This is a genomic window from Ruegeria sp. BB6, from assembly GCF_056539385.1.
Map to the genome: position 1 here is coordinate 102,824 of NZ_JBQFUW010000006.1, position 14,064 is coordinate 116,887.

Genomic DNA, 14,064 nt, shown 5'->3' on the forward strand with positions numbered 1-14,064 from the left:
TGATCGTGATGAGAAAATTTGCACCCGTCGTATTTCTATTGGTCGGACTTGCTGCTGGCGCAGGTGCGGGGATCGCCCTGAAACCAAAAGGCGGCTCGAACGGAGCATCCGAAAGCCAGGCACAAACGGGGAAAGAAAAGTCTGATACCAACAAGTCCGCCGCGTCCAAGGCACAGGACGTGGGCAAAAAACCGAAGGCAAGTCCCGGCGATTTTGAATATTTGAAGCTGAGCAGGCCGTTCGTAGTTCCAGTGGTGGAGTCCGAGCGGATTGCGGCGATGGTTATGATGTCCCTCAGCCTTGAAGTGGTGCCGGGTATCAGTGACTCATTCTATTCGATTGAGCCCAAATTGCGGGATAGGTTTCTGCAGGTTCTGTTCGACCACGCCAACACTGGCGGGTTCGATGGGAACTTCACCAATTCCGACAATCTTGCCGTTCTGCGAAAATCTCTGCTGAATGTGGCACGCAAGGAAATGGGGGGCGACGTGACGAAGGTACTGATCACGAGTGTCAATCGCCAAGACACTTGACCGGCTGGAAAAGCGTCGGGGCTTAACCGCCAGCTAACGGTTCTGCCTCTTCGGGCCGCCACTCTGCGCGGCCTTTTTCGCCTGATCAGATAGGTTTTGGACGGCCTGCTTGCGCCCAAAAGCCGAGCGCAGCCTGTCCATCGCCGAAAGTTTCTGCGATCTGATCCGCGCAAGTTCCGTATTCAAGTTGCGACGCGTCGAGGATTCCCAGCCGTTCCAAAGCACATCAGTTCCGGTCACTTGATAGCCGTCGGTCCGGGCCGAGTTTCGCCGGGTTTGCAATGCCTGATCATCCAACCGCGCCAACTGTTGCAAAACCTTGGCTTCGGCCTCCAACGTAGGGCGCAACGCACTGTATTCCTTCTGATATAACGCCTCGGCCACTTTTTCCATTTCGGTCAGGTCCTTGCGTCTCATCAAATTTGGCTCTTTGCTCGTTTTCGCATTTCCTCGGCGAACCGGATCGCTGCGGCCACAGGACGATAGTGTTCCTCAGCAATCTCCTGTCCGATGTCGACGGTGGCATGCAGGGCGCGGGCGGTCGGAGGATCGGAATGAATCGGAACACCGGACTGCCCGGCCGTTGTTCGGATCGCGGCGGCGACCTCGTCGACACCTTTCGCTACGCAAACCGGCGCGGATCCCGAGCGCCGGGACCATTTCAACACAACAGCGAAATGGGTCGGGTTTACGATCACGACGTCTGCTTTTGGAACCTCGGCCATCATTTGATTTGTCGCTATTTCCTGCGCCCGCTGGCGGCGCTGCTGTTTAACATGGGGATCGCCTTCTGCGTCCTTTGTCTCGTCCTGAATCTCTTTGCGTGACATGCGATTCTTGCGCAAGTGCTCGGCGTATTGCCAAAGATAGTCTGCCGCGCCTATCGCCAGAGCAATCGTGATCACGATGAAGATGAATCTGAACAGAAGAGTCATCATGAGTTGCAAGGAAGATCCTGCGGGTGCGGCGCTTGCAGACAGTATGTCGTCCAGATTGGCGCTCAGAAAAAGTGCCAGGCACGTACCGTAAATCACCAGCTTCACAAAGCTCTTGCCGAACTCGAACAGGCCGCCGCGACCAAATTTGTTCTTGGCGTTCGACAGGATCGAGATACGAGAAAGCTTGGGTTTGAGCTTGCTTGGTGCGAAAACCAAGGCGCGTTGCGCGATCAGGCTCAACAATACGGCTGCGGCCGGGAGTGCAAACACCAGCGACAATGCTGCCAGCGCAGACCTGAGCATCCCCCCGACCGGGCCGCGCGCAGAGCCCGATATCAACAGATCGGCGATATGATCGGATTGACCGATCAGAACCACAAACATCGTGCCCATTTTCTGCAGCCCAAACTGCCCAGCCGCCAATAGTGCGATCAGAAAACCAGCATAGGCGGCCACAACGGACAGGTCGTTGGACTTCGCAACTTCTCCTTTGTCGCGCGCCTTTTTGAGCTTCTGGGGTGTCGGCTCAAATGACTTGTCGCTGTCATCGTCAGCTGTGCTCATCGGGTACTTTCAAGCGGCGTTTCGATGAAAATGAACAGAGCCTCGGACCAGACGGACAAGATCAGCGGAGTGCCGGCGAATAGCAGGAACAGCCCTGCGAAGGTGATCGCGGGCGCGCCTACAAAGGCCACCATGAGTTGAGGCATGGCCCGGTTGATCACTCCAAGCGCCAGATTGTAGATCAATGACGCAATAACGAAGGGCATCGCAAGGCTGAAGGCCATGCTGAAACTCTGCGAGATCTGGCGCACGCCCCATTGTGCCAAGTCTGGCCCAGGCAAAGACATCCCCATTGGAAATAAGGTGTAGCTGTGAACCAGGAACTGCGCGACATGGATGTGCAGTCCCAACAGGACCGCCAGCGCGAGCCCGGCAAGCGTCAGGAAATATCCCATGGCCGGGACAGGATCCGCTGCTGCGCCACCCAGAATCTGAGAAAGCGACGTCGCCTGCGCTGCAATTGAACCTGCGGTCTGCAAGGCCAGTACAAAGAGGCGCAGACCCAGGCCAAGAACCAATCCGGCCAGAACCTCTGTTCCTGCAAGATGCAAAACAGGGAACGCCTTCGGGTCATGAGCGTAACCCTGTACCGCTGGTGCTGCGATCAATGTAAAGGCGGCTGCGGTCGCTAGTTTGACGCGAGCTGGAATGTAGCGCTCGCCAAAGGCGGGCAGCAGGGAAACCACGGCGGAAACGCGCAGGAAAACTGCGAAAAAATGCCAGAAACCCGCCCCGAGTTGCTGCAGAAGGTCTGGCGGCAACGCGATCATGCAGGCACGGTGCCAACTAGAGCCGGGCGCGCCTCGAGCCCGATTTCTTCAAAAGACAATACCGGGTTTGATATGCCACGGGCGTGCATGATCGTGCGCAGCAATCTGCGGCGCCGGGTCGAGGTCACCACGGCCGGAAAATGCCCGCGATCTGCCGATGTGGCGACGCTGTCCACCACTCCATCGGCCAGTTTGTTGAACAGGTCGGGGGGCAAAGCAACATCCAGACCAGCGTTAGGTGTGTCGATCTGGTAGGTGGCAAAGGTATCTTCCCATTCCGGGGCAAGCTGGATCAACGGGATCGAGCCGTCCTCGCGTTTCATCTCGGCGACCAGTTGGAACCCGAGGCGTTGCCGAACAAGCTCGCAGATGTTTTCAGGTTGGGTTGTCGTCAGACGAGCCTCTGCCACGCTTTCCAGAATCAACGCCATGTTGCGGATCGAGACCCGTTCGTCCAACAACAGCCGCAGCACCGCGTGCAGAGTGTCGATCGGGACCTTGTCCGGGATCAGCTCGTCCAGCAGTTTCCGGTTGGCCTCAGCCCGGACTGGATCGCTGAGGCGCGTCGTCTCGGACAGCAGGCGACGGAGTGATTTCAGGGTCAGCAGGCGCGAGAAATTCTGTTTGATGATTTCCAGCAGATGCGTCGCCAGTATCTCTGGCGGTGAAACGATGGTTGCGCCACTTAGTGCCGCGGCTTCCTGATCCTTGGGCAAAATCCAACGAGCGGGCGCGCCGTAAACCGGCTCGGTGACGTCATTTCCTTCGGGCAACAGGTCGTGGCCGTCCTGCACAAGGGCCAGCACAAGATCGGGGTTCAGGACGCCACGTGCCTGTTCGACCCCCTGAATCTTGACCACATATGTGCCCATCGGCAGATCAGCGCGGTCGGTCAGGCGAATATCTGGCAGTATCAAACCAAAGCTCGAGGCCACATAGGTCCGCATATTGGCGATCCGTGCATCCAGGCCGGTGCCGGGGTTCAGAACCATGCTCACGAGGTCAGGTGCGAACTCCAGATGGACGTCATCCAGATCCAGAACATCCCCGATGGCCTGAGACACAGGCGTATCGTCCGATGGGTCGGGCGAAATGGCCGCAGCCTCATCCTCGTTTTGCCTTTGGTGCACGGAATAGGCCGCGTATCCCAGCACGCCCGCGCCCAATATGAACGGCAGGAAGGGCAGGCCCGGCACCAGCGCGAATAGCACCATCAGGATCGCCACAGTACCCAACGCCGCCGGATGGCGACCCAACTGCGAGAATATAGCACTGTCCGTTGCCCCTTGCGCACCGCCGCGCGCCAACAACAGAGCCGACGCGATCGAAATGATCACCGAGGGAATCTGCGAGACCAGCCCGTCACCGACCGTCAGGATCGCATAGGTTTCAAAGGCCGATGAGATGGGCATCCCATGTACGATCACCCCCATAACCAGACCCATCACGAGGTTGAGCAATGTGATCAGCAATCCGGCGATGGCATCGCCTTTGACAAATTTTGAAGCGCCGTCGAGCGAGCCGAAAAACGTCGTCTCTTGTTGTTCGCGTTCGCGTCGTTCTTTGGCTTGCTGGTGGTCAATGGCACCAGCGGACATGTCGCTGTCGATGGCAAGCTGCTTGCCGGGCATCCCGTCCAGCGCAAACCGGGCGCCAACCTCGGCCATTCTTGCCGCGCCCTTGGTAATCACCATGAAGTTCACGATCAGCAAAACACCGAACACCACCAGACCCAGAAAAATACTGCCGCCCATGACGAAATTGGCAAACCCTTCGATCACGTCCCCTGCTGCATTTGGACCGGTATGCCCCTGCCCGATGATCAACTTGGTCGAGGACACGTTCAGCGACAGCCGCAGCATCAAAGATGCAAGAAGGATCGTCGGGAAAGACGAAAAATCCAGTGGTCGCTCGATAAACAATGTGAGCGTGAAGATCAGAATGGCCAGTGCAAAGGAAGCCGCCAGCCCCACGTCCAGCACCCAAGCTGGCATCGGCAGGATCATCATCACGATGACGGTCATCAACGCCAGCGCCAGCAGAACGGTCGGAGAAAACAGGGTACGGGCGTCGATCTTGGGCACGCTGTGCTCCTAGTTGAAAGAGATAAAGGCGGTGGCGGTGCCGGATTTCGGAACCAGAGACCCCAGCGTCCCGGTTCCCGAGCCGTCCATACGCAGCGGGATCAGCGGGGCCGTCGCGCCTGAAAACGGATCGCTTGAGACAAGTATGGTTTCAGGGTTTTGCTGCAGCCGTTCCAGAACGTTTTGAAAGCGGCCGGAATATGCCCTTGCCAGATCGGGTGTGCGAGAGTGATACGCGCCTGCCGCAGCGGTCCATGAGCCCAGTTCGGCGTGCAGTTCTTTTAGGAAACGGGCGGCGTAGTCGGCGTTCTCTTCTGGTTTGAACATGGCGTCGATGGATCGGAACGCCTTGCCGTGCCAGCGGTAGTTGATCTGGAAACAGCCGATGTCAAAGCTGCGCTTCCCTGCTTTGAAGACACCGAAGACATATGACTTGGCTTCCTGCTCGGAATCGAACCAGAACCCCTTGCCCTCGACGTTTATTGTCCAGGGCCACGGCGCAAGCTGCCCATCCAGTGCGCGGCCGGTTTCAACACGCGAAATGGCGCGTAGCACGTCCAGCGGTACACCGTGTGACAAAGCTGCGCGCTGGGCAGCGCGATCGCAGAGTCCGGCTGTGCTGACATCAGGCCAAGAGGCCGCCGATTGCGCGACAAGAAGCGCAGCAATCAGTCCAATGAGTGTTCGATAGGGCATTCTGCCTGTCCGGGATTCTGATCAGTTCGGGACAGGCTAGCTGCGACTAGGTTTACAGAGAGTTATCGACTGCTCAGATTCGGTCGATCTTCCGGCCGAATACAACGCTGGTATTGGTGCGTAGAACACCGGGGATTTTGGCCAGGTCATCCACCAGAATATCCAGATCCTCGATCCGGGGCGCTTCGGCGGACAGCAGCAGATCAAACTCGCCATTGATGGACAGGCACAGTTTGACCTCGGGGTAGGCTTCCAGCCGTTTGATGATACGGGTCGTTTCCTTCTGCTGCACCTCAAGCAGTACGATGACCTGAACTCGTGGGGCATCTTCGGGTGCGTTCAGTACAACCGAGTAGCCAGCGATCACGCCGCGCTCCTCCATGCGGGTGATGCGTTCGTACACGGTGGTTCGGGCGACGCCGAGCTTCGCCGCAATCTTGGTAGTAGATTCACGGGCGTTGCGTTGAAGGGCGGCTATGATGCGACGGTCCAGTTGATCCATGATACCAAGGTGTAGTGCAGAGTTGCGCCGATGCTCAAGGCTTGTACGGACGTTCATTTGAAACGGCTTTACGGCGCGCTCGGGGCCATAACGCGACCACAAAGCCAAGCCCCAGAGCCGCTGCACAGGTCATCCAGATCAACGCCTGAGTGGTGCCTTTGGCCGTCATCAGCCATCCAGCCAATGGATAAAGGACAAGCCAGCACATATGGGACAGCGTGAATTGTGCGGCAAAGACGGCTGGACGGTCCTCGGGCCGGGCCGAACGTGTCAGCAGCCGACCCGAAGGCGTAAGGGTCGCGGAATATCCAAAGCCGATGCAGGCCCAGACAAGCATCAACGTAGGCAAAGTGATTTGGCCCAAGGCGGACAACGCGGCGCCAACCGCCATGAACACCGTGCCAAGAACCGCTCCGGTCAGCATGACTCGGCGATCTCGAAACCTGTTCAACAAAGAGGGCAAGGCAAAGGCTGCCAGCATCGATCCACCGCCAAATCCAGCCAACGCGATGGCAACTGCACTTTCAGTCAGGCCCAGATCGGCCCGAACGATCACTACCGTATTGACGATAACCATCGAGCTCAGGGCGGCGGCAGTCCAATTCAGGGCGAGCAACCCACGCAGGCGAGGCGTCGCTAGGTAGATGCGGATGCCACGGGTCGTCCGCTCGTATATCCCGCGTGCTTTTGCCGGTTTGGGTGAGGGCAGGGCAACCGAAACCACCAATAATGCCGATGCCGCGAAGCCAAGCCCGGTACCCCAGAACAGGCTGTCGAAGCTAACGATTGTCAGCAAAGCTGCGGCCAGGATCGGACTGACCACGCTTTCCAGATCATAGGCCAAGCGGGACAGCGAAAGGGCCTTGGTGTAGTCCTGTTCATCGGTCAGAACGTCCGGAATGGTGGCCTGAAAAGCAGGCGTGAAACCGGCTGACGCCGATTGGAGGATGAAAATCAGCACGTAAATCTGCCAGATATCGGTCACGAAAGGCAAACAGACCGCAACCGCTGCGCGCACGATGTCCAATGCGACCAGCATTCTGCGCCGGTCCAGCCGCTCGGCAAAGGCGGCAGCCAGCGGTGCCACCACCACATAGGCTACCATCTTGATTGTCAAAGCGGCGCCCAGAACCAGCCCAGCGGCATCTCCGGCCAGATCGAACGCCAGAAGGCCCAGCGCGACCGTTGCCAGACCGGTCCCGGTCAGCGCCACGATCTGAGCGGCCAGTAGATGGCGGTAAACACGGTTTCGCAGGACGCTCAGCATCTGCAATGCCTTTCTTGCAAGTGAAAATGCTCTGGCGCGGTGTGTGCTCAATACAGAACGTCATTTTCCGTGGTGCGACGCAAGGGTCAAGAAAACTGCGCATATTGGTCGTATTCTTTGGATGGCGTTGAGTTTGTGGGCCAAACCTCCTATCTCGGGGGCGATACCGCACAAAGGAAGACCCCCGTGGCGAACCACCTTTACAAAAACGACCTGCCGGACGGTTTGGATCTGGGCCCAGTTGTGGCCATTGACTGTGAAACCATGGGGTTGAACCCAAATCGTGATCGGCTTTGCGTGATCCAGATGTCCGGTGGCGACGGCCACAGCCATATCGTTCAGGTGTCAAAGGGTCAGACCGAAGCCCCGAACCTCAGCGCCATGCTGGAAAACCCGGATGTGCTGAAACTGTTCCATTTCGGCCGTTTTGACATCGCAGCGATGTACCACACCTTCGGTGCATTGGCCGCGCCGGTCTACTGCACCAAGATCGCCAGCCGCCTTGTGCGCACATATACGGACCGGCACGGGCTGAAAAACCTGTGTCAGGAATTGATCGGCGTCGATATCTCGAAGCAACAGCAGATGAGCGATTGGGGCGCGGAGACCCTGACCGACGCGCAGCTTGAATATGCCGCGTCGGATGTTCTTTACCTACACCGTCTGCGTGAGGCTTTGGACGGGCGTTTGGCCCGCGAAGGCCGGACCGAGATGGCGCAAGCCTGTTTTGACTTTCTGCCGATGCGTGCGAAACTTGATCTCGCAGGTTGGCCTGAAACGGATATTTTTGCGCACTCATGACTGATACAGAAGCATTCCTGAGAACCGCGCGACAGGTCGTCACCGACGAAGCCCGCGCACTGGACGTTCTGGCCGAAGGTCTGGACGAACACTTCGCCGAAGCCGTGCAAATGATTTTGCAGGCCAAGGGCCGCATCATCATCAGCGGCATCGGCAAGTCGGGTCATATTGGCCACAAGATCGCGGCGACGCTGGCCAGCACCGGTACACCGGCCTATTTCGTTCACCCGGCCGAGGCCAGTCACGGCGATCTGGGCATGGTGTCCAAGGGCGATGTGGTACTGGCCATCTCAAACTCGGGCGAAGCGCCCGAACTTGCGAACCTGCTGGCCTTCACGCGCCGTTTCGGCATCCCGCTGATTGGGCTGTCCAGCAAACCCGAAAGCACTTTGATGACCCAAGCCGATGTGCATCTTCTCATCCCGTCGATGGGTGAGGCATGTGGGTTCGGCATGGTGCCTTCAATCTCGACCACGCTGACGCTGGCGATGGGTGATGCGCTGGCGATTGCGCTGATGAAATACCGCGACTTCAAACCCGAGGATTTTCACGCGTTTCATCCCGGTGGCAAATTGGGTGCACAGTTGTCCACCGTGCGCGACCTGATGCATACGGGCGACGCACTGCCTCTGGTGGCGGCTGACACCGCGATGAGCGATGCGCTGATCGTGATCAGCCAGAAAGGGTTCGGCGTAGCTGGCGTTACCGATGCGCAAGGCCAACTGTCCGGTATCATCACGGATGGTGACCTGAGACGTCACATGGACGGTCTGCTGGACAAGACGGCCGCTGAAGTCATGACGGCAAACCCGACCACGATCGGCCCCAATGCGCTGGCGGAAGAGGCCGTGGCGATCATGAACGAGCGCAAGATTACCTCTTTGTTCGTGGTCTCGCCCGACTCTGACGGATCGGCAGAGGGGCTGCTGCACATTCACGACTGTCTGCGCGTCGGACTGGGCTAGGCGGAGGGCGGATCAGTGGACAGTCACTCGCGCATGGTGCAATTCCTCAAGGTGTTGCTGCCACTGGCGGCCATTGTGCTGCTGTCCACGGTTTTCCTGCTGTCGCGCAGTATCGAAACCAGTGTCACCGTGCCCTTCACGCAAAGAGACATCGAGGAACGGCTGGCCGATCAGATCGTGACCTTGCCGAACTATCGCGGCACGACCCGCAAGGGCGAAGAAGTTCAGATCGAAGCGACAAAGGCGACCCAGGGGACCAAAAACTCGGTGCCGACCGCGTCTGAGTTCAAAGGAAGGCTGGGCCTTTCGGATGGTGGCGTGATCACGCTGGACTCCAATTCCGGCATGATCCGCCCGGACAAGAATACGGCGACCTTTGTCGGGGATGTGGTCATAATTACAACAGACGGCATCAAGGTCACGACGGATCTTTTGAATACGGCGCTGGACGAAATCCGAGGTGATACACCGGGTCAGGTCGACGGCACGGGCATAATCGGTAACTTTTCCGCTGGCCGGATGACATTTGGGACTGAAAAAAAGGACGGGCCGGTCCATATTATTTTTACAGATGGCGTCAAGTTGGTGTATGAGCCGGAAAAAGCAGAAAGATAACCTGTGTTCGATTTTCGTTTTGCCATTGCGTGTTGTGTACTTGTAGCCGGTGCTGTCTCGGCGTCTGCGCAAGAGACGCAGGTCGCGTTCGGAGCGGTGAAGGCAGACCCCAGCCTGCCGGTTGAGGTAACGTCAGAGACACTCAACGTGAATCAGGAAGACGGGTCGGCCGAATTTCTGGGCAATGTGATCGTTATTCAGGGCGAAATGCGCCTGACGGCCGAGCGTGTTCTGGTCATCTACAACGAAGACCGTTCCGCGATTGATCGTATGGAGGCGACCGAGGATGTGGTTCTGGTCAGCCCACCGGACGCCGCCGAAGGGGACTGGGCGGAATACACCATCGACTCGGGCGTGATCGTCATGAAAGGCAATGTTCTGCTGACGCAGGGGCCAAGCACGATCAGTGGCGACCAGATGAACGCGAACCTCACCACAGGTACTGCGACAATGACGGGCAACGTCAAAACCATTCTGCAGCAGGGCGCCAACTGATGGCCGGGCCGAACCTGACCGTAGCCGAGGGCAACTCGGGTCTTAGGATCGAAAAACTGCGCAAGTCCTACCGCAAGAAGACGGTGATCCGGGACGTTTCCATGACGCTGGACCGGTCCGAAGTCGTGGCGCTTTTGGGGCCCAACGGATCAGGTAAGACGACGACGTTTTATTCCGTGGCAGGGTTGGTGTTCCCCGAAGCGGGCACCGTCACGATTGACGGGCAGGTGGTCACCACATTGCCGATGTACCGTCGCGCGCGGCTTGGTATCGGGTATCTGCCGCAGGAAATGTCGATTTTCCGTGGGATGAGCGTCGAGGACAATATCGCCTCGGTGCTGGACATCACCGTTGATCATGCGCACCGCCGCAAGGAACGTCTGGAAGAACTGCTGTCCGATTTCTCGATCGAACATCTGCGCCGTGCGCCCGCGCTGGCCTTGTCGGGTGGTGAGCGTCGTCGTGTCGAAATTGCCCGCTGTCTTGCGGCGGACCCCAAATATCTGCTGCTGGATGAACCTTTTGCCGGTGTGGACCCAATCAGCGTGGGGGATATCCGCCATCTGGTCGCTGACCTGAAGAAACGCGGAATCGGCGTGTTGATTACCGATCACAACGTCCGCGAAACGCTCGAGATCGTGGATCGGGCCTATATTCTGCATGACGGTCAGGTGCTTATGTCCGGCACGCCGGACGAGGTGGTCGAAAACGAAAACGTTCGCCGGGTCTATTTGGGCGAAAACTTCCGAATTTCATAGGTTTGCGCTGTTTTGCGCCGAAGGCCTGGCGGAAATCGCGTATATACACACCTGTTTTGATTGACTCTTACGACTTCTCTTGCCTCAATTGGCACATGGCATTTCTAGGGTTCCAGTCTGGATCACGGTGCCCCTTCCCTGAAGGGCGCTCGGTTCGATTAATGCCCGAAGTGCCGATATCCACCACCCGATAAAAACAAGCACGCTGCGATTTGCGGCGTTAGAAAGGGTGTGAATTGTGAAGGAGATCACATGCGTTACCAAATCAGCGGAAAACAGATCGACATCGGTGAAGCACTTCAAACTCACGTGCAGACCGAGCTTGGCGACGTTGTTGGGAAATATGCTCAGCGACCCACTGACGCCAATGTTGTCTTTTCGCGTTCTGCGCATGAATATGTATGCGAAACCACGGTACATCTTTCCACCGGCCTGACGGCGCAGGCCAAAGCCCATGCAACGGAAATCTACGCAGCATTCGAGGCATGTTGCGACAAGATGGAAACACAGTTGCGCCGGTATAAGCGCCGTCTCAAAGACCACCACAAGGATCGGGCTGAGCCGGTTGAACTCTTTGGGGCATCCTCTTATATCCTCGCCTCTGACGAATCGGATTCGGCGAGTGAGCCTGAGTCTCTGCAGCCGATGATCGTGGCTGAGATGGAAACCAAGATCCCATCGCTGAGTGTTGGTGAAGCCGTTATGCAGATGGAACTTGCCGGTGCCCCGGTGCTGGTGTTCCGGAATGAAAACAAGGACGGATTGAATGTCGTGTACCGTAGGGATGACGGTAATATTGGCTGGATTGATCCGTAACAGGCAAGAATAGCAAGGCAGGTCCCTGCATAGGCGGGGACATTGCCATGGAGCATGATCATGGAGCTTTCGAGCATACTGAAGCCCGAAGCGGTGCGTGTTTTTTCCGCCGCTTCCAGCAAGAAGCGGCTGTTTCAAGAGATCGGCGATATTGCTGCGGGGACTTTGGGTCTGGACGCGCAGGTCGTTGTGGACAGTCTGCTGGAGCGCGAAAGCCTCGGGCCTACGGGTGTCGGCCACGGCGTGGCTCTGCCGCACGCGCGTCTCGCCGACGTCGAAGATGTGTCCGGCGCGTTTGTTCTGCTGGAAAAGCCGATTGATTTCGGGTCTGTCGATCGGCAGCCGGTAGACATCGCCTTCGCACTTTTCGCGCCGGAAGAAGCTGGCGTCGATCACCTGAAAGCTCTTGCGCTAGTGTCGCGGACTTTGCGCGATACCTCGGTCTGCGCCAAGCTGCGTGCCAATCCTGATCCGGTCAAGCTATACGCAATATTGACCGAGGCCCAGTCCATGCAGGCGGCATAACCAACTGTCAGGAAAGAAAAAAGCCCCCGGATTCAGGGGGCTTTTGTTTTGGTGCGGTGGCCTGTTAGCCGCCCGCCCCCATTTCCAGCGTCCACCAGATTTTGCCGCCATTTTCCTGATGCCAGGCAAAACCCATCTGAGTGGCCTTCGGGTCCATGATCACAGAGCGCGGACCCGGTTCCTGCATCCACGCGGCCAGTGTCTCGGTTTCGGTTTCGTAAGTCTCCGAGATCGCTTCGCCAAGGAAAGTTCCAAAATACCCAACGCGCGCAGCGCGGTCGATTGGCGACGAACCGTCTGATCCGAAATGCCACGGCCGGTTTTGGCGCGCCATGTCCTTGGAATGAGTCGCCGCAGCAGCATTGAGCTGTGAATTCAACTGTACCGCCTGTAGTCCCGACGCCTGACGCAGCGCGTTCACCGAATCAAGCATACGGAATTGCAGCTTTTCGGGATTGCCGCGAATCTTGTAAACAGTGGGCAGAGGGCGGCCATCCGACCCGTATGTCGGGGTGCTGCTTGGGGTACACGCTGCCAGTGCAACGAGGCAAACGAACAATAAGGAAATAATACGCGTCATGACCGACCTGATGTTTATGGTGCTCTAGGGCATAACGCGCCCGGCTGATTTCGGCAAACCTGCAAAAGCTGATTTTCGCGTGATTCTGCCGGTTTGATTTGCGAATGAGGTATTCTGGCAATAAAATGCCTCTGATTTTCATCTTTGGTTTAGCAAAGGACCGCCTGCGATGGTCAAGAAACTCATTACGCCTACGACACGCCGCGGATTTCTGGCCAGCGCTTCGGCATTTCTGGCCTCGCCCGCGATTGCTCAGTACATCCCCGGTGATCCGCTCCGCCCTGCGCCGGAACCAGAGCCAGAGGTCAGACGGAACATCTCGGGTTTTCGTGCGCTGGACTGGCAGCCCTATTTTTCCAACACGCGAAATGGCGCCATTCTGGTGGATACCGTCTCGCGCGCGTTGCATTACTGGTCAGATGATCAGCGCATATACAAACTCTATCCGTCTTCGGTGCCGCTGACCGAAGAACTCACCCGCCGGGGTCGGACAAGCGTGATCCGCAAGGTCGAAGGACCAAGCTGGTCGCCGACGCCGTCCATGAAGAAAAGAAACCCAGAGTGGCCGGATTATATCCCTCCGGGGCCGGATAACCCGTTGGGAACCCACGCTTTGTACCTGAGCTGGAAGTATTATCGCATTCACGGCACGCACGACACGCGCAAAATAGGGCGCAGATCGTCCAACGGGTGCATTGGCCTGTTCAACGAAGATATCGCCGAGTTGTTTTCGATGGCCAAGGTCGGCACGCAAGTGTTGCTAATTTGACGACATTTTCGCAGCCGAACTTGATTAAAACGCAAGTTCCATTTGCATTCCAGTTGGATAGCTGGTTAGAAAAAAACACGAGGTAAGTCTTGGGTGTGCGGTTTCAGTATTTGAAACCGTACCTATTCTGGAGGTTAATATGAAGAAACTCGTTCTCGCCGCTGCACTGACCGCTGCTGCATCGACCGCTTATGCTGGCAACCTGGAAGAGCCGGTTGTTGAAGCACCTGTTGTTGTCGAAGAAACTCAGGGTTCGTCGCAGGGCATCATCCTGCCGCTGGTCCTGCTGGTTGTGGTTGCCGCAGCTGTTGCAGCAAGCTAATTCGACGAGCGTAATACAAAGAAAAGGCGGTGGAGCTTTCCACCGCCTTTTTTTGTGCCTGATG

General features: G+C 57.4%; 18 protein-coding genes. 10 read left to right on the forward strand and 8 right to left on the reverse strand.

Annotated elements, in window-relative coordinates:
* Positions 1–8: 8 nt before the first annotated feature.
* Complete coding sequence (locus tag ACR0B7_RS14710) at positions 9–533, forward strand: flagellar basal body-associated FliL family protein (protein WP_170576859.1); 525 nt, start codon at positions 9–11, stop codon at positions 531–533.
* 33 nt (positions 534–566) lie between these two features.
* Here ACR0B7_RS14710 and ACR0B7_RS14715 read toward each other — a convergent pair whose 3' ends face one another.
* The 7 genes from ACR0B7_RS14715 to ACR0B7_RS14745 all read right to left on the reverse strand — a co-directional run bounded on the left by ACR0B7_RS14715 (position 567) and on the right by ACR0B7_RS14745 (position 7,354).
* Positions 567–950 carry a hypothetical protein gene (locus tag ACR0B7_RS14715; protein ID WP_480681819.1) on the reverse strand — a complete coding sequence of 128 codons (384 nt, stop codon included), beginning with the start codon at positions 948–950 and terminating at the stop codon, positions 567–569.
* Complete coding sequence (flhB, locus tag ACR0B7_RS14720; protein ID WP_170486122.1) at positions 950–2,035, reverse strand: flagellar type III secretion system protein FlhB; 1,086 nt, start codon at positions 2,033–2,035, stop codon at positions 950–952. The genes ACR0B7_RS14715 and flhB overlap by 1 nt, the downstream gene beginning before the upstream one ends.
* Positions 2,032–2,805 (reverse strand): flagellar biosynthetic protein FliR, encoded by a 774-nt coding sequence (locus ACR0B7_RS14725; RefSeq protein WP_170486121.1) that lies wholly within the window; start codon positions 2,803–2,805, stop codon positions 2,032–2,034. The genes flhB and ACR0B7_RS14725 overlap by 4 nt, the downstream gene beginning before the upstream one ends.
* Positions 2,802–4,829 carry a flagellar biosynthesis protein FlhA gene (gene flhA, locus ACR0B7_RS14730; protein ID WP_480681938.1) on the reverse strand — a complete coding sequence of 676 codons (2,028 nt, stop codon included), beginning with the start codon at positions 4,827–4,829 and terminating at the stop codon, positions 2,802–2,804. Before flhA ends, ACR0B7_RS14725 begins: the two co-directional genes overlap by 4 nt.
* 69 nt (positions 4,830–4,898) lie before the next feature.
* Positions 4,899–5,585 (reverse strand): lytic transglycosylase domain-containing protein, encoded by a 687-nt coding sequence (locus tag ACR0B7_RS14735; RefSeq protein WP_170486119.1) that lies wholly within the window; start codon positions 5,583–5,585, stop codon positions 4,899–4,901.
* 73 nt (positions 5,586–5,658) lie between these two features.
* Positions 5,659–6,144 (reverse strand): Lrp/AsnC family transcriptional regulator, encoded by a 486-nt coding sequence (locus tag ACR0B7_RS14740; protein ID WP_480681822.1) that lies wholly within the window; start codon positions 6,142–6,144, stop codon positions 5,659–5,661.
* Complete coding sequence (locus ACR0B7_RS14745) at positions 6,122–7,354, reverse strand: MFS transporter (RefSeq protein WP_170486118.1); 1,233 nt, start codon at positions 7,352–7,354, stop codon at positions 6,122–6,124. Before ACR0B7_RS14745 ends, ACR0B7_RS14740 begins: the two co-directional genes overlap by 23 nt.
* 186 nt (positions 7,355–7,540) lie before the next feature.
* Between ACR0B7_RS14745 and ACR0B7_RS14750 the strand changes: the two genes are divergently transcribed.
* From ACR0B7_RS14750 to ACR0B7_RS14780, 7 genes are all read left to right on the forward strand, one after another.
* Complete coding sequence (locus ACR0B7_RS14750) at positions 7,541–8,155, forward strand: ribonuclease D (RefSeq protein ID WP_480681825.1); 615 nt, start codon at positions 7,541–7,543, stop codon at positions 8,153–8,155.
* Positions 8,152–9,120 carry a KpsF/GutQ family sugar-phosphate isomerase gene (locus ACR0B7_RS14755; RefSeq protein WP_170576857.1) on the forward strand — a complete coding sequence of 323 codons (969 nt, stop codon included), beginning with the start codon at positions 8,152–8,154 and terminating at the stop codon, positions 9,118–9,120. Before ACR0B7_RS14750 ends, ACR0B7_RS14755 begins: the two co-directional genes overlap by 4 nt.
* Before the next feature lie 15 nt (positions 9,121–9,135).
* Positions 9,136–9,735, forward strand: coding sequence for an LptA/OstA family protein (locus tag ACR0B7_RS14760; protein WP_170388703.1), 600 nt, complete (start codon positions 9,136–9,138; stop codon positions 9,733–9,735).
* A gap of 3 nt (positions 9,736–9,738) precedes the next feature.
* The gene (locus ACR0B7_RS14765) at positions 9,739–10,230 is read left to right on the forward strand and encodes an LptA/OstA family protein (RefSeq protein WP_170486116.1); all 492 of its coding nucleotides are present in this window, start codon (positions 9,739–9,741) and stop codon (positions 10,228–10,230) included.
* On the forward strand, positions 10,230–10,988 hold the full coding sequence (gene lptB / locus ACR0B7_RS14770; RefSeq protein WP_170486115.1) for an LPS export ABC transporter ATP-binding protein: 759 nt from the start codon (positions 10,230–10,232) through the stop codon (positions 10,986–10,988). Before ACR0B7_RS14765 ends, lptB begins: the two co-directional genes overlap by 1 nt.
* A gap of 252 nt (positions 10,989–11,240) precedes the next feature.
* A complete protein-coding gene (hpf, locus tag ACR0B7_RS14775) occupies positions 11,241–11,804 on the forward strand; it encodes a ribosome hibernation-promoting factor, HPF/YfiA family (protein ID WP_170388706.1) in 564 nt (187 codons plus the stop codon).
* Positions 11,805–11,864: 60 nt separating this feature from the next.
* Positions 11,865–12,329 carry a PTS sugar transporter subunit IIA gene (locus ACR0B7_RS14780; RefSeq protein WP_170388707.1) on the forward strand — a complete coding sequence of 155 codons (465 nt, stop codon included), beginning with the start codon at positions 11,865–11,867 and terminating at the stop codon, positions 12,327–12,329.
* A gap of 64 nt (positions 12,330–12,393) precedes the next feature.
* Here ACR0B7_RS14780 and dalA read toward each other — a convergent pair whose 3' ends face one another.
* Entirely contained in the window at positions 12,394–12,909 is a 516-nt protein-coding gene (dalA, locus tag ACR0B7_RS14785; RefSeq protein WP_170416258.1) for a divisome-associated lipoprotein DalA, read from the reverse strand.
* 169 nt (positions 12,910–13,078) lie between these two features.
* Between dalA and ACR0B7_RS14790 the strand changes: the two genes are divergently transcribed.
* Both ACR0B7_RS14790 and ACR0B7_RS14795 read left to right on the forward strand, forming a co-directional pair.
* Positions 13,079–13,678 carry a L,D-transpeptidase gene (locus ACR0B7_RS14790; protein WP_170388709.1) on the forward strand — a complete coding sequence of 200 codons (600 nt, stop codon included), beginning with the start codon at positions 13,079–13,081 and terminating at the stop codon, positions 13,676–13,678.
* A 139-nt stretch (positions 13,679–13,817) separates the two neighbouring features.
* Entirely contained in the window at positions 13,818–14,000 is a 183-nt protein-coding gene (locus ACR0B7_RS14795; protein ID WP_108861641.1) for a hypothetical protein, read from the forward strand.
* Positions 14,001–14,064 lie beyond the last annotated feature (64 nt).